The organism is Streptomyces odontomachicola (assembly GCF_039605595.1).
GTDB lineage: Bacteria > Actinomycetota > Actinomycetes > Streptomycetales > Streptomycetaceae > Streptomyces.
Window position 1 is genome coordinate 108,266 of the sequence record NZ_JBCFOK010000017.1, and the last position, 23,351, is coordinate 131,616.

Consider the following 23,351-nt stretch of genomic DNA (forward strand, 5'->3'; position numbering starts at 1 on the left):
GTATCAGGCGCCCCCGTCGGGCAGCTCCACCAGTTCTGCACCACATCGCAGAAGGAGTTCGCGTGAGACATCTGCCCCGCAAGAGATCGGCGGCGACCGCCGCCACCGCGCTCGTCGCCGCGTCGGCCGTGGCCGTGCTCGGCCTCCAGGCCCAGGCGAGCGCCGCACCCCAGGCGCCGAAGGTGCCGGCGGCCAAGCCCGACCCCGGCCGGCTGCCGGTCAAGCTCTCCCCCGCCGAGCGCACGGCCCTGGTGAAGAAGGCCGACGCGGCCGAGTCCGCCACCGAGAAGACGCTGAAGCTCGGCGCCCAGGAGGACCTGCGGGTACGCGACGTCGTCAAGAACGCCGACGGCACCACGCACACCCGCTACGAGCGCACCTACGCCGGACTGCCGGTGCTGGGCGGCGACCTGATCGTCGAGAAGACGACCAACGGCAAGACGGACGTCGTCAAGGCGACGGACGCCAAGCTCGCCCTCCCCACCACGGTCGCGCCCGCCGCGCACAAGCCCGCCACCCCCAAGGGCAAGGGCAGCGTCGCGCCCCGCAAGGTCGTCTGGGCCGCCGACGGCAAGCCGGTGCTGGCCTGGGAGACCGTGCGCGGCGGCGTGCAGAAGGACGGGACCACCCCGAACGAGCTGCACGTCGTCACCGACGCGGCCACAGGCAAGGAGCTGCACCGCTGGCAGGGCGTGCACGAGGGCACCGGCACCAGCCAGTACAGCGGCAAGGTGACCCTCGGCACCGCGCAGTCCGGCGGCCAGTACTCGATGACCGACACCGGGCGCGGCAACCACAAGACGTACAACCTGAACCACGGCTCGTCCGGCACCGGCACGCTCTTCACCGACGCCGACGACAACTGGGGCGACGGCACCCCGTCCAACGCACAGACCGCCGCGGTGGACGCGCACTACGGCGCGGCCGCGACCTGGGACTACTACAAGAACACGCACGGACGCAGCGGCATTCGCGGTGACGGCGTCGGCGCCTACAGCCGGGTGCACTACGGCAACAACTACGTCAACGCGTTCTGGCAGGACTCCTGCTTCTGCATGACGTACGGCGACGGGCAGGGCAACTCCAAGCCGCTCACCGCGATCGACGTGGCCGGCCACGAGATGTCGCACGGCGTCACCGCCGCCACGGCGAAGCTGGTCTACAGCGGCGAGTCCGGCGGCCTGAACGAGGCGACCTCGGACATCTTCGGTACGGCCGTCGAGTTCTCCGCGAACAACTCCAGCGACGTCGGCGACTACCTCATCGGCGAGAAGATCGACATCAACGGCAACGGCTCGCCGCTGCGCTACATGGACAAGCCGAGCAAGGACGGCGCGTCCAAGGACGCCTGGTACTCGGGCATCGGCGGCGTGGACGTGCACTACTCCTCGGGCCCCGCGAACCACTTCTTCTACCTGCTCTCCGAGGGCAGCGGCGCCAAGGTCATCAACGGCGTCCCGTACGACTCCCCCACCTCGGACGGCAAGCCGGTGACCGGAATCGGGCGCTCGGCCGCGGAGAAGATCTGGTACAAGGCGCTGACCGAGCGCTTCACCTCGAACACCAACTACGCGGGCGCGCGCACCGGAACGCTCCAGGCCGCGGCCGACCTGTACGGGCAGGACAGCGCCCAGTACAACGCGGTGGCCAACGCGTGGGCCGCGGTGAACGTCGGCTCGCGCCCCGGCGGCGGCGACCCGCCCGGCGGCAGCAACGAGAACACCACCGACTACGCCATCCCGGACCCGGGCACGGTGGAGTCGCCGATCACCGTCGACAAGGCGGGCAACGCCTCGGCCACCACGAAGGTCGACGTGAACATCGTGCACACCTACCGCGGTGACCTGCAGATCGACCTGGTCGCCCCGGACGGCACGGCGTACCGGCTGAAGAACTCCAGCTCCTCCGACTCGGCCGACGACGTCAAGGAGACCTACACGGTCAACGCCTCGTCCGAGCTCGCCAAGGGCGTGTGGAAGCTGCGGGTGACCGACAAGTGGTGGAGCGACTCGGGCTACATCGACTCCTGGAAGATCACCCCGTAAGTCCCGGGCGCCGGGCTCCGAGTCCCTGACCCGGACTCGCAGTTCCCGGCCCCGCACCCCAAGTCCCGACCGCACAGGGCCCCTTGGGCCGGTGCACGGCGAAGGCCGCGTCCGCACTCCGGACGCGGCCTTCGCGGGAACGGACGATATCCGGCCAAGCTATGGCAGATTGCCCCTCGCACCGGTGACATGCACACACCCCGGGTGGCAGGCTCACGGCGCACGGCGACCTCTCGTACGCCGGCAGCGCACTCGCACCACCGTTCCGCAGTTCTGCATCACCCCCCGGACGGCGCCTCTTCCCCGTCGCGCACCGTCCGGTTCCCTTGGCAGAAGGAGCCACCGAGTGACCTCGAACAGAAGCAGCGGCAGAACCTCAGGCGGCAGACCCACCGGGCGCACCCGCACCGCCACCCGCGCTGCGGGCGCCCTCGCCGCCACGGCCGCGCTGGCCCTGGCAGGCGTCACGGCGGGCACGGCGAACGCCGGCACCGCCCAGCCGGGCCCGAACCCCGCCCCCCGCCAACAGGCCCTCCCCGCGCCGCTTTCCGGCGCCGAGCGCGCCGCGCTGATCAAGGCGGCGAGCGCCCCGGAGGCCACGGCGGCCGACGCCCGCGCCCTGGGACTCGGCGCCGGGGAGAAGCTGCACGTCAGGGACGTGGTGAAGAACAACGACGGCGCCACGCACATCCGTTACGAGCGCACCCTGGACGGGCTGCCGGTGCTCGGCGGCGACCTCGTGGTGCACAAGTCGGCCTCCGGCAAGCACCTCGGCAGCACCCGCGCCACCACCGCGAAGCTCGCGGTCCCGAGCACCCTCGCCCCCGCGGCGCACAAGCCGGACACGCCGAAGGCCGAGGGCAGTTCGGCTCCGCGCAAGGTCGTGTGGGCGGGCGGCGAAGGCAAGCCCGTGCTGGCCTGGGAGACCGTGCACGGCGGCACCCAGAAGGACGGTGTCACCCCGAAGAAGCTGCACGTCGTCACCGACGCCGCCACCGGCAGGGAGCTCCAGCGCTGGCAGGGCGTGCAGGAGGGCATCGGCAACAGCCAGTACAGCGGCAAGGTCAAGCTCGGCACCTCGGGCTCCAAGGGCAAGTTCACGCTCGTGGACAAGGGCCGCGGCGGGAACCGCACGACCAACCTCAAGGGCGCCGAGGACGGCCAGGGCACGCTGTTCACCGACAAGGACGACGTCTGGGGCAACGGCAAGGTCTCCAGCGCGCAGACCGCCGGCGTCGACGCGCACTACGGCGCGGCCGTGACCTGGGACTACTACAAGTCGGTGCACGGCCGCACCGGCATTCGCGGGGACGGCAAGGGCGCGCTCAGCCGCGTCCACTTCGGCAAGGACTACGTCAACGCCTTCTGGGACGACTCCTGCTTCTGCATGACGTACGGGGACGGCGAGGGCAACAAGAAGCCGCTGACCTCCATGGACGTCGCGGCCCACGAGATGTCCCACGGCGTCACCTCGGCCACGGCGAACCTCATATACGAGGGCGAGTCCGGCGGTCTGAACGAGGCGACCTCGGACATCTTCGCCGCGGCCGTCGAGTTCAAGACGAACAACAAGAAGGACGTGCCGGACTACCTGGTCGGCGAGAAGATCGACATCAACGGGAACGGCACCCCGCTGCGCTACATGGACAAGCCCAGCAAGGACGGCGAGTCGCTGGACTACTGGTCCAAGAACGCCGGCAAGGTCGACGTCCACTACTCCTCGGGCATCGCCAACCACTTCTTCTACCTGCTCTCCGAGGGCAGCGGGAAGAAGACCATCAACGGCGTGAAGTACAACTCGCCCACCGCCGACGGCAAGAAGGTCAAGGGCATCGGCATCAAGGCGGCCGAGAAGATCTGGTACAAGGCGCTGACCGAGAACATGACGTCGAAGACCAACTACGCGGCGGCCCGGAAGGCCACCGTGAAGGCGGCCTCCGACCTGTTCGGCAAGAACAGCACCCAGAAGAAGACCGTCGAGAGGGCGTGGACCGCGGTCAAGGTCAAGTGAGCGACCGCCTTGCGGCACGCCGACTGACCCGCGCCTGAACGCAGTCGCGGCCCGCCCCCGTGAGCCGGGGGCGGGCCGCACCGCGTCCATACGGGATCAGCCGCTCACCTCATCAGCAGCCCCGCCGCCTCACCGGAACCCGACTCGGCCCCCTCGTCCGCCGGCACCGCCATCAGGCCCATCTCGGCCGGCGAGGTGAGCAGGGGGTGCGCGGGGAGGATGCGCACCGTGTAGCCGAAGGGGCCCGTGCGGTCGAGGGCCAGCGAGCCCTCGTACAGCCAGCGGCCCTCCAGGTCGGGGCCGCCTGTGGGCTTCAGCGCCACCCGGCTCGCGTCGGCCCCGGAGATCCGGTCGCTGTCGTCGACCCGTCCCGCGACCGCCTGCACCTCCACGTCCCCCGGCTCCAGCGCGCCCAGCGCCACCCGCACCCGCAGCGCGAGCCCGGAGCCCAGCTCCAGCGCGTCGCCCTCACCGGCGGGCACACCGGGGATGCCGTCGGCCGTGGCCGAAGCCGCACCCGGGCCCGGGACACCAGCCGGGACGGCATCGCCCGACGGCGCCCCCTCGGGCGACCTCGCCGACTCCACGTGGTCCACCGCGACCCCGCGCCACTCCTCGCGGATGCGCGCCTTCCATGCCGCCAACTCGCGCGCGGTGTCGGGCCGCAGCTCCCGGTGGGCCTGCGCGGCCGGTGCGTACAGCTTCTGCACGTAGTCCCGCACCATGCGGTCGGCGTGCACCTTCGGGCCGAGCCGGGTGAGGGTCTGGCGCACCATCTCCACCCACCGGTCGGGGACACCGCCGCCGTCGGCGCCGCGCTCGTAGAAGGCGGGCGCCACGTGCTCCTCGATCAGCTCGTACAGCGCCGCGGCCTCGATCTCGTCGCGCCGGTCGGGGTCCTCGGCCGCCGCGCCGTCGGCGCTGGGCACGGCCCAGCCGAAGTCCGGCTCGTACCACTCGTCCCACCAGCCGTCGAGGACCGAGAGATTGAGGCAGCCGTTCAGCGCGGCCTTCATGCCGCTGGTGCCGCACGCCTCCAGCGGGCGCAGCGGGTTGTTCAGCCACACATCGCAGCCCGGATACAGCTTCTGCGCCATCCCCATTCCGTAGTCCGGCAGGAACACGATCCGGTGCCGCACGCGCGGGTCGTCGGCGAACCGCACCAGCTCCTGGATCAGCCGCTTCCCGCCGTCGTCCGCCGGATGCGCCTTGCCCGCGATCACGAGCTGCACGGGGCGCTGCGGGTGCAGCAGCATGTCCATCAGCCGGTCGCGGTCCCGCAGCATCAGGGTCAGCCGCTTGTACGAGGGGACGCGGCGGGCGAAGCCGATGGTCAGCACGTCCGGGTCGAGGACGCTGTCGATCCATCCCAACTCGGCCTGCGCGGCGCCCCGTTGGCGCCAGGACGCGTGAAGCCGCGCGCGCACCTCGCGTACGAGCTGCTCCCGCAGCGTGCGGCGCATCCGCCACAGCCCCGAGTCGGTCATCCGGTGCACCCCGGAGGGGACGTCGGGCGCCACCCAGGTCGCGGCGTGCACGCCGTTGGTGACCGAGGCGATCGGCACCTCCTCGGGGTCGAACCCGGGCCACAGCCCGGAGAACATCCCCCGGCTCACGCTGCCGTGCAGGGTGCTCACGCCGTTCGCTCGCTGCGCGAGCCGCAGGCCCATGACGGCCATGTTGAAGAGGTTCGGCTCGCCCTCGGGGTACGTCTCCATGCCGAGCCGCAGCACGTCCTCGGCGTCCACGCCCGGCAGCTCGCCCTCGGGACCGAAGTGCCGCGCCACCAGCTCGCGGTCGAACCTGTCGATGCCGGCCGGCACCGGCGTGTGCGTGGTGAACACGGTGCCGGCGCGGACCGCCTCCACCGCCTCGGCGAAGCCCAGCCCCGGGTCCTCGGCCAGCTCCCTGATCCGCTCCAGGCCCAGGAACCCGGCGTGCCCCTCGTTGGTGTGGAACACCTCGGGCGCGGGATGGCCGCCGATCCGGCAGTACGCACGCACAGCCCGTACGCCGCCGATGCCGAGCAGCATCTCCTGGAGCAGCCGGTGCTCGCTTCCGCCGCCGTACAGCCGGTCGGTCACGTCGCGCTCGGTCGGGGCGTTCTCCTCCACGTCGGAGTCCAGCAGCAGGAGCGGGACCCGGCCCACGCAGGCGCGCCACACGTGCGCGGCGAGCGAGCGTCCCGCGGGCAGCCGCAGCGCGATCCGCACCGGGGTGCCGTCCGGCTCGCGCAGCAGCTCCAGCGGCATCTCGTCGGGGTCGAACACCGGGTAGTGCTCCTGCTGCCAGCCGTCGGCCGACAGGCTCTGGCGGAAGTAGCCGTGCCGGTAGAGCAGCCCGACACCGATGATGGGGACGCCCAGGTCGCTGGCCGCCTTGAGATGGTCGCCCGCGAGGATGCCGAGCCCGCCGCTGTACTGCGGCAGCGCGGCGGTGATGCCGAATTCGGGGGAGAAGTACGCGATGGCTTGCGGGAGTTGGCCGTCCTCCTCCTGATACCAGCGGGGCTCGCCGAGGTAGTCCCGCAGATCGCCGCTGACGAGCTGGAGCCTGCGCAGGAAGCCGCGGTCGGCCGCCAGCTCGGCGAGCCGCGCCGGCGGCACCGAGCCGAGCAGCCGCACCGGATCGCCGTCGGCCGCCTGCCAGGCGGCCGGGTCGATGTCACGGAACAGCGCCCGGCTCTCGGGATGCCAGGACCAGCGCAGATTGCGGGCCAACTCGGCCAGCGGGCGCAGGGGTTCGGGAAGGACGGGGCGCACGGAGAAACGACGGATGGCCTTCACGGATACGACGGTAACGCCCGCGCCGAGGGGATTGCTCCTCTTCACCCGGTTTCCGCGCGATGTCCACCCTCCCGAGCGCCCCCTCTCCGCTGCCCCTCCCCCGCACGCCTCCCGCGAGCTCCCGTACGCCGGGTCTTGTGCGCTCCCGGCACGCGGGAGAAGCTGCTTCTCCGCGCCGCCGAGCGCACGACAAGCGATGACAAGGGGGACATCGTCATGTCACCGAGATCCCAGTCCCGTACGACCCGTTCGGCCCGGACGCCCCGCACGGCCCGTACGGGAAGAGCAGGAGCGCGCGGCGGAAGTGCCTCGCGCGCCGCGTTAGCCGCAGCGGCATCCGCGGCGATGCTGGCCACGGGTGTGCTGCCCGCGCAGGCCGCGCCCCGGACACCGGATGAGGGGCGCGTCGCGGGGTACGGCGCGCCGGACGCCGTGCGCGGCAGCTACCTCGTCACCATGCGCCCCGGCGCCCGCCTCGCCGACCGGCACGGCGCCTCCGTACGCCACACGTACCGCACCGCACTCGACGGCTACGCCGTGCGGGCCACACCGGAGCAGGCGCGCCGGCTGGCCGCCGAGCCCGGGGTGGCCTCCGTCGCGCAGGACATCACGGTCCGCATACGGGACGTCCAGCGGCGCCCGCCCTCCTGGGGCCTGGACCGCATCGACGAGACGAGGCTGCCGCTGGACAAGCGCTATGTGCCCACCAAGGGCGACGGCCGCGGTGTGAAGGTGTACGTGATCGACACCGGCGTGCGCGCCGCGCACCGCGACTTCGGCGGCCGGGTCAGGGGCGGCTACGACTTCGTCGGCCGCGACCGCACGGCGAACGACGCGAACGGGCACGGCACGCACGTCGCCGCGACCGTCGCGGGCACGCGGTACGGGGTGGCCAAACGCGCGACGATCGTCCCGGTGCGGGTGCTGAACGCGCGCGGCGAGGGCACGTTGACGCAGGTCATCGCGGGCATCGACTGGGTCACCAGGAACGCGCCCAGGGGCTCGGTCGCCAACCTCAGCCTCGGCGGCGGCGCGCTGCCCCAACTCGACGCCGCCGTGCGGGCCTCCCTACGCAAGGGCATCACCTACACGGTGGCGGCGGGCAACGAGGACGCGCCGGCGAGCGGCGGTTCACCGGCCCGTGTGCGGGAGGCGCTGACCGTGGGGGCCACGGACGCGCGGGACCGGCGCGCCGCGTTCTCCAACTATGGCGCGGCGGTCGACCTGTTCGCGCCCGGTGTGCGGATTACCTCGGCCTGGCACAAGAGCGACACCGCGCGGGCCACCCTCTCCGGCACGTCCATGGCGGCACCGCACGCCGCGGGCGCCGCGGCGCTCTATCTGGGGCGGCACCGGGGCGCGTCCCCCGCCCAGGTGGCGCGGGCACTGGTCGCGCGCGCGGACAAGGGCCAGGTCAAGGCGCCGGGCAAGGGCTCGCCCAACCGGCTGCTGCGGGTGCCGTGAAGCGAGATGCCGTGAACGTGGGGTGCCGTGAGCGGGGCGGCGTACGTCACGCGCCGTCCGGCTCCTCCCAGCACTCGATGCTGCGCACCGTGTCGGAGAACATCCGCGAGTAGAAGTCCCAGTCCTCCATGTCGGGGGTGGTCATCTCCAGGGTGAGCAGCTCGCGTTCGTTGGGCAGCGGCACGAAGACCTGGATGCTGCCCAGCCGCACGTGCCGCCGCTCCCCCGCGTACGCCTCCGCCACCTCCACCGTCTCCGGCGGGAACGGCGCCGTGCGCCCCTCGACCTTGGCGACGGCCGGGCCGCACGGGAGCGCCATGCGGTGCACCGAGGCGTCCGGGTGCGCGGAGCGGAGCGCGGCGGCGAACGTGGCGGCCGTGGCCTCGGGCGCATCCGGCTCGCGCAGGCCGGTGTGCGTGATGACCACGTTCGCGGTGCTGTTGCGGCCCTCCATGTCGAGCAGGCAGAAGCCCGCGTACACGGCGCGCGCCTCGTGCAGCGCGTCGAGCTGGGACACCGTCAGCAGGATCCACGCGAACCAGTCGTCGGTGTCCCCTCCCGGCATCAGCTCCCGCGCGGCGGCGAGCAGCGCCTCACCGGTCTCCTCGGCGTCGCCGCCGACCGGGATCTCGTGGAAGAACGGCGGCAGCACGTACCGCACTTGGAGCCGCGTCGCCGCGTCCTGAACGGTCACTGCCCAGCCTTCTCCGGTACGGGGGTGGCCGCGCGGTACGTGGCGTTGATGCGCATCTCCACGACGTGCGGGTAGAAGCGCGGGATGTCGGCGCCGTTCTCCCGCGCGGCCTGGACGACACGGCGGTAGCCGTTGCACCGGGCGCGCATGTTCTTCCGCTCCCGCGACATGTAGACGCGGAGGACCCACCAGAAGTAGGGGGTGAGGAAGAGGAGGATCAGCAGGATGTTGGCGCCCAGCAGGGCCATGGCGATGGGCGGGTCGTTGCTCTCCTTCAGCGAGCTCGCCTGCGCGAGGGCGGGGAAGCAGAGCAGGGTGGCGGGCAGCACGGTCCACCGCCCACGCCTGTACCGCGTGTCCCACTCGTCCCTGCGCAGCCGCAGGAGTCCGGTGACCGCCGCGTCGTCCCGGAAGTCGAAGTCCAGGCGGCGGCCCTGTTCCTCGGCCACGGCGGCCGTGCCGGGGTCTTGGATCAACTGCTGAGCGGGGATCAGCCGTCGCACCGCGCCGATCGGCGTCCCGTGGTACAGCAGGTCGTCTTCTTCTGACATGTGTCGTTCCTCGTCGTACGGGGTCAGCTCGTGGCCTGCACGAAGGGCTGGGGTGAGGGCTGCGCGGGTGCGAGCGTCTGCTTGCCGTCGTCGAGGTGCGACTCGGCCCAGCGGTGTCCGTTCGACGCCGAGCCCGCGCCCTTGATGGGGATCTGCATCAACTGGGAGTCCGGCAGCGTCTTGCCGAACTTCCCCGCGGCCCAGTGCGCGGCCTTCATGCTCAGCGGGTTGGTGAACGACTCGGACAGGCCCGCAGTGGCTGCTTCCCCGCGCGCCGCCATGCCCGCGCCCCTCGCCAAGGTGAGCCCGCGCCCCGCCGTGGCGAAGCCCTTGATCGCGCCGACGCCGGGGAGCAGCCCGAGACCGTCCATGCCGATCTTCGCCATGGAGGTCCCGTTGCCGCGCTCGCGGCCCATCCAGTGCCCGGCCATCGCGCCGCCCGCCGCGCCCATGGAGGCGAGTACCAGTCCCACGGGCGCGCCGACACCGGTGAGCGAGAGCACGAGGCCGACCGCCGCGAGGCCGCTGCTCACCGCCGACAGCAGGTCCGCGTTGTCGACCAGCCAGTCCTTGGAAGCGCGCCACGCCTCCTTCACCCCGTCCTTGAGGCGGTCCCACACCCCCGGATCCGGCGGATGGTTCTCGGACGCCTTCAGGATCGCGCGTTCGGCCTCGCCCGCCAGGGTCTCCCAGCGGTCCTCCAGCTTCTTCGCCCTGTCGATGATGTCCTGGAGGTGGTCCTCGGCCCGGTCCGCGTCCGTCGCCGCGTCGTCCGCGTGACGCGACGCCTTCTGCTCCTGCTCGGGCGGCACCATGTCGCTGATCGCCTGCTGGTGGGCCTGCCGCGCGCTCGTACGGGCCGCTTCCGCGTGCTCGGCGCGCTGCCGCGCCCGCCGCGCGTCCCGCTCCAGGCCGCCCGCCTCCTTCTGCATGCCGGTCAGCCGGTCGTGCCAGGTCTCCAGCGCCCTGGCGCAGTCGTGCATGGAGTCCTTGCCCTGGCGCAGCAGCTTGGGCAGTTCGCCGACCTTCTTGCCGAACGCGTCGGCGGCGCGCCCCTCCCAGACGCCCTCGGACCTGCCGATGGAGTCCAGCAGCCGGAGCGCCTCGCCGAGTTCGTCGCCGACCGTCCTCACGTCGTGGGCCAGCGACCTGACGGTGAAGGCGTCGCCCTTCGCCGGGTTGAACTGGAGCCCCGGCCAGCCCTGTTCCTCAGCCATGCACGCTCCCGTGCCCGCCTCCGTGGCCGCCCCGCTTGCCGTCGGCGAAGATGCGGGCCACCCGCGCGTCGTTGCCCATGTGCAGCTCCAGGGCCGAGCGCAGTCCGTCGGTGACCTTCCGCGTGGCCTTGCCGATCTTGTCGATGCCGTTCTCCCACTGGCCCTGGAACTCGGCGCAGGCCTCGTCCAGCGCCTCGGTGCCGAGCCCCTTGGGCCCCGCCTTCTCCAGCCGCCGCACCGCGCCCTGCATCCGGTCGTCGCTCTCCCTCAGCCGGTGGACGAGCAGCCGCATCTTGTCGTCGTCCACCTTCAGGTCGGGGTCGCCGCCGCCGTGACCGCCCGCGCCGTGACCGCCGCCCGGGGCGCCGTTGCCCGAGGGACCGTGACCGCCGCCGGCCGAGCCGCCTCCCCCGGCGTCGGCAGCGAGCGAGGCGAGCGACATCCGGGGCTCGCCGCCGCCGTCACCGCCGGCCGGTGAATTCCCGCCGCCTGCGGGCCGGTTCGCGGAATCCAGGAGCTTCTGCCAGCTCTCCGAATGCTGTCCCGACATCGTGCTGAACTTTCCGGTCGCTCCGAATTACTAAATGCATGTCGTAGCACCGTGCACCCCCGCCATCAGGGCGCTCACCTGCCACAACCGACAACTCATCATGCCAGCACCGCGGAGCGGCGAACCCGCCCGGCAATTCTCGCCGAGTGCACATCGCGTGAAGAATCGGCGCTGCTTCGGAGAATCCCGCACGCGAAGGAACCGGAATTACGGAATATCCCGAGCTGTCCCCTGGCATTCCCGCACGGGGCGGCAACCCGCCCTTCCCGAAAGGGAGTTCACCACCCCTGCCCCGGAGCGCGCGCCCCACACCTCCCCGCACCGCCCCGCGCGCCCGCCGTCCGGTGCCCCTCAACTCACCCCGTGTCAAGAACCCGTTGACCGCCCACCGGCTACGTACGGGTAGTTCACCCGGCGGCGGATTGCCCGCATGAACGGCCGGGGCAGGATTTCCCGTACTCCTCCCGTACCGGCACAGAGCCGACGTACGGCCCCCACCCGAGTGAACGCGCACAGGAGCGCAGATGCCCGCAGCCCGTAAGACACCGGTGGAGCAGGTACAAAGAGCGGAAAACAAGCAAAACCCCCCGAGATTTCCGCTGCCCGCGGCAGCCGCCGCGCCCGCTTCGCATCCAGGTGAGCCCATGATCGGTCGCATCCCCGTCCTCGACGTCCGTCCCTCCGTGGACTGCGGGCGCCGCCCCGCGAAGGCGGTGACCGGGGAGACCTTCCAGGTCACCGCCACCGTCTTCCGCGAGGGGCACGACGCCGTCGGCGCCAACGTGGTGCTCCGCGACCCCGCGGGCCGCCAGGGCCCCTGGACCCCCATGCGCGAACTCGCCCCCGGCACCGACCGCTGGGGCGCCGAGGTGACCCCGCTCGCCGAGGGCCGGTGGACGTACGCGGTCGAGGCGTGGAGCGACCCCGTCGCCACCTGGCGGCACGCGGCGCGGATCAAGATCCCCGCCGGCATCGACCCCGAACTGACCCTGGAGGAGGGCGCGCTGCTGCACGAGCGCGCCGCCGCCGGAGTGCCCAAGAGCGAGGGCAGGTCGGCGGTGCTGGACGCGGTCGACGCGCTCCGCGACGCCTCCCGCACCCACGCGGCGCGCCTCGCCGCCGCGCTCGCCCCCGAGGTCACCGAGGTGCTCGACCGCTGCCCGCTGCGCGAGCTGGTCACCTCCTCGCAGGCGATGACCCTCCAAGTCGAGCGCAGGCGCGCGCTGTTCGGCTCCTGGTACGAGATGTTCCCGCGCTCCGAGGGGGCCAAGGTCCAGGAGGGGCGCCCGCCGGTTTCCGGCACCTTCCGTACGGCGGCCGAGCGGCTGGACGCGGTCGCGGCCATGGGCTTCGACGTGGTCTACCTGCCGCCCATCCACCCCATCGGCGACTCCTACCGCAAGGGCCCGGACAACGCGCTGTCCGCGGGCCCGCACGACGTGGGCTGCCCCTGGGCGATCGGCTCGGCCGCGGGCGGCCACGACGCGATCCACCCCGACCTCGGCACCTTCGCCGACTTCGACCGCTTCGTGGCCAGGGCGAAGGAGCTGCGCATGGAGGTCGCGCTCGACTTCGCCCTGCAGTGCTCGCCGGACCACCCGTGGGTGAAGGAGCATCCGGAGTGGTTCAGGCACCGGCCCGACGGCAGCATCGCGTACGCGGAGAACCCGCCGAAGAAGTACCAGGACATCTATCCGCTCAACTTCGACGGCAACGGCGGCGGCGACCCGGCCGCCTTCCGCGGCATCGTGCGCGAGACGCTGCGGATCCTGCGCTTCTGGATGGACCGCGGGGTGCGGATCTTCCGGGTGGACAACCCGCACACCAAGCCGGTGGTCTTCTGGGAGAAGGTCATCACCGACATCAACCGCACCGACCCCGACGTGGTCTTCCTCGCCGAGGCGTTCACCAGGCCCGCGATGATGCACACGCTCGCGCGCATCGGCTTCCAGCAGTCGTACACCTACTTCACCTGGCGCAATTCCAAGCACGAGCTGACCGAGTACCTCACCGAGCTGTCCGGCGAGACCGCCGCCTACATGCGGCCGAACTTCTTCGCCAACACGCCGGACATCCTCCATGCGTACCTGCAGAACGGCGGGCGCCCGGCCTTCGAGGTCCGCGCCGTGCTGGCGGCGACCCTCTCCCCCTCCTGGGGCGTCTACGCGGGGTACGAACTCTGCGAGAACGCCCCCTTGCGCGAGGGCAGCGAGGAGTATCTGCACTCCGAGAAGTACGAGCTGCGGCCCCGCGACCGCGCGGCCGCCGAGCGGGACGGCACGTCCATCGCACCACTGATCACCACACTGAACCGCCTGCGGCGCCGGCACCCCGCGCTGCAGGACCTGCGCTCGCTGCGCTTCCACCACGTCGACAACGACCAGGTGATCGCGTACTCGAAGAGCGTGACCTGCCCCGAGGGACCCGACGGCGGCGAGGGCTCCGCCGACACGGTGCTCGTGGTGGTCAACCTGGACCCACACCACACCCACGAAGCGACGGTGTCGTTGGACATGCCGGCACTCGAAACATTCGGCCTGGCAGACGCTCAGATGAGCGTTTCCGGGTCCGTGCCGACCTTCCCGGTGCGCGACGAGCTCACCGGCGAGACCTACCACTGGGGCAGGGACAACTATGTGCGGCTGACACCGGGAGGTGACGGAGGCGCCTCTCCCGCCGCGGCGCACATCTTCACCCTGCGACCGTCCTCACAGACCGGAGGGTCACCCGCATCATGACCGTCAACGAGCCCGTCCCCGACACCTTCGAGGACACGCCCGCCAGAGACCGCGATCCCGAGTGGTTCAAGCGGGCCGTCTTCTACGAGGTCCTGGTCCGCTCCTTCCAGGACAGCAACGGCGACGGCATCGGCGATCTCAAGGGCCTCACCGCGAAGCTCGACTACCTGCAATGGCTGGGCGTCGACTGCCTGTGGCTGCCGCCGTTCTTCAAGTCCCCGCTCAAGGACGGCGGCTACGACGTCTCCAACTACACGGCGGTGCTGCCCGAGTTCGGGGACCTGGCCGACTTCGTGGAGTTCGTGGACGCCGCGCACCAGCGCGGCATGCGCGTCATCATCGACTTCGTCATGAACCACACCAGCGACCAGCATCCGTGGTTCCAGGAGTCCAGGAACGACCCCGAGGGGCCGTACGGCGACTACTACGTCTGGGCCGACGACGACAAGGCGTACCAGGACGCGCGCATCATCTTCGTGGACACCGAGGCGTCCAACTGGACCTTCGATCCCGTACGCAAGCAGTACTACTGGCACCGCTTCTTCTCGCACCAGCCGGATCTCAACTACGAGAACCCGGTCGTCCAGGAGGAGATGGTCTCCGGGCTGCGCTTCTGGCTGGACCTGGGGATCGACGGCTTCCGGCTGGACGCGGTCCCGTATCTGTACGCCGAAGAGGGCACCAACTGCGAGAACCTGCCGCGCACGCACTCCTTCCTCAAGCGCGTGCGGGAGGAGATCGACGCGCACTACCCGGACACGGTGCTGCTCGCCGAGGCGAACCAGTGGCCGGAGGACGTGGTCGACTACTTCGGCTCGTACGAGGCCGGCGGCGACGAGTGCCACATGGCGTTCCACTTCCCGGTGATGCCGCGGATCTTCATGGCGGTGCGGCGGGAATCCCGCTATCCGGTCTCGGAGATCCTCGCGAAGACCCCGCAGATCCCCTCGGGCTGCCAGTGGGGCATCTTCCTGCGGAACCACGACGAGCTCACGCTCGAAATGGTCACCGACGAGGAACGCGACTACATGTACGCGGAGTACGCCAAGGACCCGCGTATGCGGGCCAACATCGGCATCCGCCGCCGGCTCGCGCCGCTGCTGGACAACGACCGCAACCAGATCGAGCTGTTCACGGCCCTGCTGCTGTCCCTGCCGGGATCGCCGATCCTCTATTACGGGGACGAGATCGGCATGGGCGACAACATCTGGCTCGGCGACCGCGACGCGGTGCGCACGCCCATGCAGTGGACGCCGGACCGCAACGCGGGCTTCTCCTCGTGCGATCCGGGGCGGCTGTATCTGCCCACGATCATGGACCCGGTCTACGGCTACCAGGTGACGAACGTCGAGGCGTCCATGTCCTCGCCGTCCTCGCTGCTGCACTGGACCCGGCGCATGATCGAGATCCGCAAGCAGAACCCGGCGTTCGGGCTCGGCACCTACACCGAGCTGGAGTCCTCCAACCCGTCGGTGCTGGCGTTCCTGCGGGAGCACGAGGACGACCTCGTGATGTGCGTGCACAACTTCTCGCGCTTCGCGCAGCCGACGGAGCTGGATCTGCGGGTGTTCAACGGGCGGGTGCCGGTGGAGCTGATCGGCGGTGTGCGTTTTCCGGCCATCGGTGAGCTGCCGTATCTGCTGACCCTGGGCGGCCACGGCTTCTACTGGTTCCGCCTGCGCGAGAACTCCGCGGGCTGAGCCCGCGCTCCCGCTCTCGCGCCCCCCGCTCCGAGCTGTGGGCAATCGTTCCGCAGGGGCGAGGGGGGTACCTCCCTGCTCGGAGCGAAGCCGGAGAGCTTGGGGGAGGGTGGGCACAGCGGACCGCAGCCCCCGCACCCGCGCAACCCCAGCAGGCCGGGGCCAACCCCCGTGCGCAGCACGGATAGGGGCTGGCCCCTTGGCCAACCGCCCCCGGCGAGCGCCTCGTTGGGCGCGGGGGGCCTGGGGCCTCGCGGGTGCGGTTCCGCTCCGGTGTGCCCGCCCGTTCCGCCCCTCGGCGGACCGATCGCCCACACCGGAAGCGGGGCGGCGGCGCCGCGCGTGGCGAGGGCTCAACCGCCAAACGGGGCGGCCGGATTAGGGCCTCACGGCCGGGGCACTCTGTCTGCACCCCGTGCCCTCCTAGCCCGCACGGTCGATACTCATTCGACACGTCCCGCACAGCCGGACAGACTCCCCGCAATCCGGGACACTCTGCCGTACCTTTCGTGTGCCCGGGGAAAGGACGCCATGTCGGAAAGCTCCTTGCCCCTTACCGCGGTGCCACACTCCTCCGCGCTGTTGAGTTCTCTCTCACCGCTGCTCGCGCAGTGGCTGCCGCGGCAACGCTGGTTCGCGGGGAAGGGGCGGCCGGTCAGGGACTTCACCCTGGTCTCGGCAACCGAGATCCTGCCCATGTCCGGGCGCCCGGCCGGCCTGCTCCACCTGCTGGTGCGGGCCCGCCAGACGCCCGTACCGCATCCGGCGGAAGCGGAGGCCCCCGACGGGGGCGCCGCGCACGCCGACTGCTATCAACTCCTGCTCGGGGTGCGGGAGACCGCGCCGCCCGAGCTCGCGCCTGCCGTGCTCGGCCGCGCCGAGGGCGGCCCCCTCGACGGCCGCACCGTGTACGACGCGCTGCACGACCCGCGCCTCACCGCCGTACTCCTGGAGCGGCTGCGCACGCCCGGAGCGCTGGGGCCGCTGCGCTTCGGCCGCGCGCCGGACGCGCCGCTGCCCTCCGGCCTGACCGCCAGGCCGCTCGCCGCCGAGCAGTCCAACTCCTCGGTGGTGTACGGGGATGCGTACATCCTCAAGCTGTTCCGCCGGGTCAGCCCGGGGGTCAATCCCGATCTGGAGCTGCCCAGGGCGCTGGCCCGCCGGGACGCCGTGGGCTCGGAGCGGGTGCCGGCGCCGGTCGCCTGGTACGAGACCGCGGCCGGCGAAGACGGCGAGCCGATGACCCTCGGCGTGCTCCAGCCCTTCCTGCCCGGCACGCGCGACGGCTGGCAGCTCGCGCTGGAGGCGCTCGGCGGGGAGCGGGACTTCACCGCTGACTCCTATGCGCTGGGCCGCGCGACCGCCGAGGTCCACACGGGGCTCGCCGAGGCCCTGCCGGTCGCCGAGCTGGACAGGGAGCACCTGGAGGGCGTGGCGGCCCAGATGACCGAGCGCCTGGAGGCGGCGGCCGTCGTGGTGCCCGCGCTGCGCCCGTACGTCTCCGGGCTGCGCGGCGCCTTCGCCGACCTGGTGCGGGCCACGGGTCCGTGCCGGGCCCAGCGGGTGCACGGGGACCTGCACCTCGGGCAGACCCTGCGGAACGGCGACGGGCACTGGTCGCTGATCGACTTCGAGGGCGAGCCCGCGCGCCCGCTGGCCGAGCGGCGCAGGCCGCAGCCCCCGGTGCGGGACGTCGCGGGGATGCTGCGCTCCTTCGACTACGCGGCCTGCCAGTCCACCGGCGGCTCGGCCGTCGCCGAGGAGTGGGCGGTGGCCAACCGGCACGCGTACTGCGCCGGTTACGCCGAGGCCGCGGGCGCCGACCCGCGCGAGGACGCGGCGCTGCTGCGCGCGTACGAGACCGACAAGGCCGTCTACGAGGTGCTGTACGAGGCGCGGCACCGCCCTGACTGGCTTCCCGTCCCGCTGGCCGCCGTCGGGCGGCTGGCCGACTCCCCCACTCTCAGGAGGTTCTGACCGTGATCGCCCCTCAGCCGCCGACCCGCCCGGAAGACGGCGGCCCGCGTGTGCCCCCGGCCTTTCTGCCAGGACCCGCCGACGGAGACGGCACCGCAGCCGACGGCGCCGGCGGAGACACGGGCGCGGGCGCTGAGGAGACCGCGGAGGCCGCGGAGCAGGAGGCCGCAGCTCAGGAGGCCGCAGCTCAGGAAGTCAGGGGGACGGCTGCACCCGATACGGAGCTCCCCACGACCCCCGCCCCCCGCAGCGCGGACACCCGCGACCCGCAGGGCGTGCTGCCCGCTCCGCCGGTGCCCGAGGGCGAGCGGCGGCGGCTGCTCGCGGGCGCGCACCACGACCCGCACGCCGTGCTCGGCGCGCACGCGGTGCGCGGCGGCGTGGCGTTCAGGGCGCTGCGCCCGTACGCGCGCGAGGTGACGGTGCTGGCCAAGGGCCTGCGCGCTGAGCTGCACCACGAGGGCGACGGGCTGTTCTCCGGGGTGCTGCCGCTGCCCGAACTCCCCGCCTACGAGCTGCTGGTGCGCTACGGCGAGGAGCCGGGCGAGGACGAGCTGCTGGTGGAGGACCCGTACAGGTTCCTGCCCGCGCTCGGCGAGATGGACCTGCACCTGATCGCGGAAGGCCGGCACGAGCAGCTCTGGCACGCGCTGGGCGCGCGGCCGATGACGCACGACGGCATCGCGGGCACCCGCTTCACCGTGTGGGCGCCGAACGCGCAGGGCGTGCGGATCGCCGGGGACTTCGACTACTGGGACGGCACCGCGTTCCCGATGCGCTCGCTGGGCTCCAGCGGGGTGTGGGAGCTGTTCCTGCCGGGGGTCGGCGAGGGCGCGCTGTACAAGTTCGACGTGTGCCGCCCCGACGGTACGCACACGCTGCGCGCCGACCCGATGGCCCGCCGCACCGAGTGCCCGCCCGCGACCGCCTCGGTGGTGCACGCCTCGGAGCACGTGTGGTCCGCGGGCGACGCCGCGTGGCTCTCCCGGCGCGCGGAACGGCCGGCGCACGAGGCGCCGATGTCGGTGTACGAGGTGCACCTCCCCTCCTGGCGCCCAGGGCTGAGCTACCGCGAACTGGCCGAGCAGCTCCCCGCGTACGTGAAGGACCTCGGCTTCACGCACGTCGAGCTGATGCCGGTCGCCGAGCACCCCTTCGGCGGCTCGTGGGGCTACCAGGTCACCGGCTTCTACGCGCCGACCGCGCGGCTGGGCACGCCCGACGACTTCAAGTACCTGGTGGACGCGCTGCACCGGGCCGGCATCGGCGTGCTGATGGACTGGGTGCCCGCGCACTTCCCGAAGGACGAGTGGGCGCTGGCGGAGTTCGACGGCACGCCGCTGTACGAGCACGCCGATCCGGGCCGCGCCGAGCACCCCGACTGGGGGACCCTGGAGTTCGACTTCGGGCGGCGCGAGGTCCGCAACTTCCTGGTCGCCAACGCGGTGTACTGGTGCGAGGAGTTCCACATCGACGGCCTGCGCGTGGACGCCGTGGCCTCGATGCTCTACCTCGACTACTCGCGCGAGGACGGCGGCTGGACCCCGAACGTCTACGGCGGCCGGGAGAACCTGGACGCGGTGGCCTTCCTCCAGGAGATGAACGCCACCGTCTACCGCCGCTGCCCCGGCGTGATCACCGCCGCCGAGGAGTCCACCGCGTGGAGCGGCGTCACCCGGGCCACCCACCACGTGGGCGAGGGCGGATTCGGCGGGCTGGGCTTCGGCTTCAAGTGGAACATGGGCTGGATGCACGACTCGCTGGTCTACATGTCCAAGGAGCCGGTGCACCGGAAGTACCACCACGACGACATCACGTTCTCGATGGTCTACGCGTACTCCGAGAACTACATCCTGCCGATCTCCCACGACGAGGTCGTGCACGGCAAGCGCTCGCTGGTCTCCAAGATGCCCGGCGACTGGTGGCAGCAGCGGGCCAACCACCGCGCGTATCTGGGCTTCATGTGGTCGCACCCGGGCAAGCAACTGCTCTTCATGGGGCAGGAGTTCGCGCAGGGCGCCGAGTGGTCCGAGGGCCACGGCCCCGACTGGTGGCTGCTCGACCCCGCGTACGGGGCCGAGCCGGACCACCGCGGGGTGCGGGACCTGGTGCGGGACCTCAACGCCTGCTATCTGGCCACCCCGGCGCTGTGGCAGCGGGACACAGACCCCGGCGGCTTCTCCTGGATCGAGGGCGGCGCCGCCGAGGACAACGTGCTGGCCTTCCTGCGCTACGACGCGGAGGGCGCGCCGCTGCTCGCGGTGGCCAACTTCTCGCCGGTGCCGCGGAGTCCGTACCGGCTCGGGGTGCCGGACGGGCACGAGGCGTGGCAGGAGGTGCTGAACACGGACGCGCTCCGCTACGGCGGCGGCGACGTGCTCAACCCCTCGCCGGTCAAGACGGAGGCCGTGCCCTCGCACGGCCGTCCGGCCTCCGTCGCGCCCGTGCTGCCTCCGCTGGCGACGGTCTGGTTCACTCCCCTCGCGTGACGCCCCCGGCGCCGGCGGCGGTCTCGTCGTCGGCGCCCGCGACGCCCGCCTCCCGCAGCGCGGCGGGCAGGTCGCCGGTGTGCACCACATCCAGGGTGCGGGTGGCACGGGTCAGCGCCACGTACAGGTCGCTGGTGCCCAGGCGCTGCGGCTCGGCCACCACCACCGCGTCGAACTCCAGGCCCTTGGCCTGCCGGGGGCCGAGCACCACGGCCGAGCGGGTCAGGTCCGGGTTCGGGCCCGCCTCGGCGTCCGGCACGGCGGCGGCGATCCGCTCGCACAGGTCGTCCGGCGCGATCACCGCGAGCCGCCCCTCCTCCGGGGTGGCGGCCGCGACCGCGCGGGCCACCGCCTCGTACAGGTCCTCGCCGCTCTCCCACAGCCTCGGCGGGACCCCGGTGGACCGCACCGAGCTGGGCGGCTCGAAGCCGGGGTGGCTCTCCCGCAGCACCCCGGCAGCCGCCTCCATGATCTCCGCGGGCGTGCGGTAGTTGACCCCGAGCCTGGTGTGCTCCCAGCGGTCGCCCACGTACGGGTCGAGGATCTCCTTCCAGGAGCCGACGCCCGCCTCCTCGGCGGTCTGCGCGGGGTCGCCGACCAGCGTCATCGAGCGGGCCGGGCAGCGGCGCATCAGCAGGCGCCAGGCCATCGGCGAGAGCTCCTGCGCCTCGTCCACGATGATGTGCCCGAACGCCCAGGTGCGGTCGGCCGCCGCACGCTCCGCCGGGGTGCGGTGGTCCACCTCCTCCTGCCGCTCGGCCATCCGCTCCGCGTCCATCAGGTCCTGGACGCCGAGCACCTCCGAGTCCTCGTCCTCCTTGTCCTCGAACTCGTAGGTGCGGGAGGCGTACGCCACGTCCAGCACGCCCTGCGCGTACGCGATCTGCTCCCGCCGCTCGGCCTCGGCGGCGGCGCGGCGCGCGCGGTCGTCCTCGCCGAGCAGCTCGGCGGCCTCGTCCAGCAGCGGCACGTCGGCGGGCGTCCAGTCCGGCACGGAGCGGCGGATGGCCGCGGCGTCCTCCTCGGACACATGCGTCGGCTCCGCGAGGAAGTCGGCGACGAGCTGCCGCGGCGTGAGCACCGGCCAGAGCTGGTCGATCGCGGACCAGACCTCGGGGTTGGAGCCCAGTTCGTCGCGGATCTGGGTCAGATCGGCTTCGTCCAGCAGGCTGCCGCCGTCGTACGGGTCGGTGCCGATCTGCTCGGCGTGCATCTCGGTCAGCGTGTTGAGGATGTAGCCCTCGAAGTGCTCCCGCGCCTCGTTGTGCGGCAGGTCCAGCGCACGCGCGCGCTCCCGCGCCACGTTGGCCAGGTCGGCGTCGAGCATCAGCACGCTCTTGTCGTGCTCGATGGCGATCACCGGCTCGGGCAGCGCCTGCCGGTCCCGCACCACGGCGGCCAGCACCCCGGCCATGTCCGCTCGGCCCTTCACGGCGGCGGCGTGCGGGGTGTCGGTGCCGGTGGCGTGCAGCCCGGGGAAGAGCTCGCCGAGGGTGGAGAGCAGCACCCCGGTCTCGCCCAGCGAGGGCAGCACCTCGCCGATGTAGCCGAGGAACGCCGGGTTCGGGCCGACGACCAGCACGGCGCGCTTGGCCAGCAGCTCGCGGTGCTCGTAGAGCAGGTACGCGGCGCGGTGCAGCGCCACCGCGGTCTTCCCCGTGCCGGGCCCGCCCTCGACGACCAGGACACCGCGGTGCGGGGCGCGGATGATGCGGTCCTGCTCGGCCTGGATGGTCTGCACGATGTCGCCCATGCGGCCGGTGCGGGCCGCGTTCAGCGCGGAGAGCAGCACGGCGTCGCCGCTGGGGTCCTCGTACCCGGTGCGCTCGCTGTCGCCGAGGTCCATGATCTCGTCGTGCAGCGCGGTGACCTCGCGGCCCTGCATCGTGATGTGCCGCCTGCGCCGCAGCCCCATCGGGGTGTGCCCGGTGGCCAGGTAGAAGGGGCGGGCGACCGGGGCGCGCCAGTCGATGAGCACCGGCGTGTGCTCCTCGTCGTCCTCCCTGAGCCCGATCCTGCCGATGTGGTGGTGGCCGCCCTCGGCCAGGTCGATGCGGCCGAAGCACAGCGCGTTGTCCACGGCGTTCAGCGCCGCGAGCAGGCCCGAGCGCTCGGCCACCAGCACGTCGCGCTCCAGCTTGGCCTGCATGGTGCTGCCCACGGGTTCCTGCGCGCTCTCCACGGCGTTCTCGGTGTGCCCGCGCAGCGCGTCCACGCGGCGGTAGAGCCGGTCGATGAATTCCTGCTCTTCCCGCAATTCCTTGTTTGACAATCCAGCTCCCGGCCGCATATACTGTGAACTCAGTGATTTTCTTTGTGACTTGGGGAAAGCAGTCACGAAGGATCGAATATACGCGAGGAAAACCCCCGTCCGCAATTTGCGGGACGGGGGTTTTCCTTGTCCCCGCTCCCCCGTGTCCGGAACGGGCAACGGCTGTGTCCTGTACGGGAAAGCCGCGGGCCCTCCCGGCGCGCTCTACTCGGTGACGACGTACGCAGCCGAGGGCCGTGAGGCCGGGAGGAGGGCCGTGCCATGCCGGAGGAGCCGGGCACGGAGTTCTGGCGGGACCTGAAACCGATCACGAACTCCTTTAAGCCGGACGCGCTTCCCGAGGTGTATCTGCCGGACGCGGCGACCGAGGACGACCGCTACTACGCGCCGTTCTCCCCCACCGTGGGGTCGCGGCCGCTGTGGATCAATGTGAAGGACAACTCCTGGTGCGACATCCTGCGCGCCAAGGAGGCCGGACTGGTCAACCGGCATTACCACCCGCACGAGGTGTTCGCCTACACGCTCTCCGGGAAATGGGGCTATCTCGAACGCCCGTGGACCGCCTCGGCCGGCGACTTCGTGTACGAGTCACCGGGCGAGGGCCACACGCTCGTGGCGTACGACAGCGGGGAGCCGATGCGGACCCTGTTCCTCGTCAAGGGCCCGCTGATCTGGCTCGACGAGGACGGCGCCAGCGTCGGGCACTTCGACGTGCACGACTACATCGCGCTGTGCCGCGAGCACTACGCGGCGGTGGGGCTGGGCGCGGACAAGATCGACGCGCTGTTCCGGTGAGCGGGTTGCCGTGGGCGGTTGGCGCGCTGTTCGCTGTTCGCGCTGTGACCGCCGGTCGGTTG

General features: G+C 71.9%; 14 protein-coding genes. 8 read left to right on the forward strand and 6 right to left on the reverse strand.

Annotation, left to right across the window (positions count from 1 at the left end):
* Positions 1 to 62 precede the first annotated feature (62 nt).
* On the forward strand, positions 63 to 2,045 hold the full coding sequence (locus ABEE00_RS27960; protein ID WP_345748473.1) for a M4 family metallopeptidase: 1,983 nt from the start codon (positions 63 to 65) through the stop codon (positions 2,043 to 2,045).
* 346 nt (positions 2,046 to 2,391) lie between these two features.
* Positions 2,392 to 4,056 (forward strand): M4 family metallopeptidase, encoded by a 1,665-nt coding sequence (locus ABEE00_RS27965; protein WP_345748474.1) that lies wholly within the window; start codon positions 2,392 to 2,394, stop codon positions 4,054 to 4,056.
* A 104-nt stretch (positions 4,057 to 4,160) separates the two neighbouring features.
* Here the strand turns inward: ABEE00_RS27965 and glgP are convergent, their stop codons facing one another.
* Positions 4,161 to 6,842: an alpha-glucan family phosphorylase gene (glgP, locus tag ABEE00_RS27970; RefSeq protein ID WP_345748475.1), complete on the reverse strand. Its 2,682-nt coding sequence runs from the start codon at positions 6,840 to 6,842 to the stop codon at positions 4,161 to 4,163.
* 216 nt (positions 6,843 to 7,058) lie between these two features.
* Between glgP and ABEE00_RS27975 the strand changes: the two genes are divergently transcribed.
* Positions 7,059 to 8,306 (forward strand): S8 family peptidase, encoded by a 1,248-nt coding sequence (locus tag ABEE00_RS27975; protein ID WP_451918681.1) that lies wholly within the window; start codon positions 7,059 to 7,061, stop codon positions 8,304 to 8,306.
* A 46-nt stretch (positions 8,307 to 8,352) separates the two neighbouring features.
* Here the strand turns inward: ABEE00_RS27975 and ABEE00_RS27980 are convergent, their stop codons facing one another.
* The 4 genes from ABEE00_RS27980 to ABEE00_RS27995 are packed head-to-tail and all read right to left on the reverse strand — an operon-like array spanning position 8,353 to position 11,318.
* Positions 8,353 to 9,000 (reverse strand): hypothetical protein, encoded by a 648-nt coding sequence (locus ABEE00_RS27980; protein WP_345748476.1) that lies wholly within the window; start codon positions 8,998 to 9,000, stop codon positions 8,353 to 8,355.
* A complete protein-coding gene (locus ABEE00_RS27985; RefSeq protein ID WP_345748477.1) occupies positions 8,997 to 9,551 on the reverse strand; it encodes a hypothetical protein in 555 nt (184 codons plus the stop codon). Before ABEE00_RS27985 ends, ABEE00_RS27980 begins: the two co-directional genes overlap by 4 nt.
* 23 nt (positions 9,552 to 9,574) lie before the next feature.
* Positions 9,575 to 10,768 (reverse strand): putative T7SS-secreted protein, encoded by a 1,194-nt coding sequence (locus ABEE00_RS27990; RefSeq protein ID WP_345748478.1) that lies wholly within the window; start codon positions 10,766 to 10,768, stop codon positions 9,575 to 9,577.
* A complete protein-coding gene (locus ABEE00_RS27995) occupies positions 10,761 to 11,318 on the reverse strand; it encodes a hypothetical protein (protein ID WP_345748479.1) in 558 nt (185 codons plus the stop codon). Before ABEE00_RS27995 ends, ABEE00_RS27990 begins: the two co-directional genes overlap by 8 nt.
* Before the next feature lie 644 nt (positions 11,319 to 11,962).
* Here ABEE00_RS27995 and ABEE00_RS28000 point away from each other — a divergent pair.
* The 4 genes from ABEE00_RS28000 (at position 11,963) to glgB (ending at position 20,222) form a co-directional block, all read left to right on the forward strand.
* Positions 11,963 to 14,056, forward strand: coding sequence for an alpha-1,4-glucan--maltose-1-phosphate maltosyltransferase (locus ABEE00_RS28000; RefSeq protein WP_345748480.1), 2,094 nt, complete (start codon positions 11,963 to 11,965; stop codon positions 14,054 to 14,056).
* Positions 14,053 to 15,756 carry a maltose alpha-D-glucosyltransferase gene (gene treS, locus ABEE00_RS28005; RefSeq protein WP_345748481.1) on the forward strand — a complete coding sequence of 568 codons (1,704 nt, stop codon included), beginning with the start codon at positions 14,053 to 14,055 and terminating at the stop codon, positions 15,754 to 15,756. The genes ABEE00_RS28000 and treS overlap by 4 nt, the downstream gene beginning before the upstream one ends.
* A gap of 531 nt (positions 15,757 to 16,287) precedes the next feature.
* Entirely contained in the window at positions 16,288 to 17,733 is a 1,446-nt protein-coding gene (locus ABEE00_RS28010; protein WP_345748482.1) for a maltokinase N-terminal cap-like domain-containing protein, read from the forward strand.
* 275 nt (positions 17,734 to 18,008) lie between these two features.
* Complete coding sequence (gene glgB, locus ABEE00_RS28015; protein WP_345748567.1) at positions 18,009 to 20,222, forward strand: 1,4-alpha-glucan branching enzyme; 2,214 nt, start codon at positions 18,009 to 18,011, stop codon at positions 20,220 to 20,222.
* Here the strand turns inward: glgB and ABEE00_RS28020 are convergent.
* Positions 20,206 to 22,512, reverse strand: a complete 2,307-nt coding sequence (locus ABEE00_RS28020) for a HelD family protein (RefSeq protein WP_345748483.1) — start codon at positions 22,510 to 22,512, stop codon at positions 20,206 to 20,208. The two genes, glgB and ABEE00_RS28020, sit on opposite strands and share 17 nt — an antisense overlap.
* Positions 22,513 to 22,755: 243 nt before the next feature.
* Between ABEE00_RS28020 and ABEE00_RS28025 the strand changes: the two genes are divergently transcribed.
* A complete protein-coding gene (locus ABEE00_RS28025; RefSeq protein ID WP_345748484.1) occupies positions 22,756 to 23,289 on the forward strand; it encodes a 2,4'-dihydroxyacetophenone dioxygenase family protein in 534 nt (177 codons plus the stop codon).
* Positions 23,290 to 23,351 lie beyond the last annotated feature (62 nt).

Excerpts from the sequence above, each read along its gene's own strand:
- ABEE00_RS27975 (WP_451918681.1), top strand. The coding sequence starts at position 7,059 with ATGTCACCGAGATCCCAGTCCCGTACGACCCGTTCGGCCCGGACGCCC.
- ABEE00_RS27985 (WP_345748477.1), bottom strand. The coding sequence starts at position 9,551 with ATGTCAGAAGAAGACGACCTGCTGTACCACGGGACGCCGATCGGCGCG.
- ABEE00_RS27990 (WP_345748478.1), bottom strand. The coding sequence starts at position 10,768 with ATGGCTGAGGAACAGGGCTGGCCGGGGCTCCAGTTCAACCCGGCGAAG.
- ABEE00_RS27995 (WP_345748479.1), bottom strand. The coding sequence starts at position 11,318 with ATGTCGGGACAGCATTCGGAGAGCTGGCAGAAGCTCCTGGATTCCGCG.
- ABEE00_RS28000 (WP_345748480.1), top strand. The coding sequence starts at position 11,963 with ATGATCGGTCGCATCCCCGTCCTCGACGTCCGTCCCTCCGTGGACTGC.
- treS (WP_345748481.1), top strand. The coding sequence starts at position 14,053 with ATGACCGTCAACGAGCCCGTCCCCGACACCTTCGAGGACACGCCCGCC.
- ABEE00_RS28010 (WP_345748482.1), top strand. The coding sequence starts at position 16,288 with ATGTCGGAAAGCTCCTTGCCCCTTACCGCGGTGCCACACTCCTCCGCG.
- ABEE00_RS28020 (WP_345748483.1), bottom strand. The coding sequence starts at position 22,512 with ATGCGGCCGGGAGCTGGATTGTCAAACAAGGAATTGCGGGAAGAGCAG.
- ABEE00_RS28025 (WP_345748484.1), top strand. The coding sequence starts at position 22,756 with ATGCCGGAGGAGCCGGGCACGGAGTTCTGGCGGGACCTGAAACCGATC.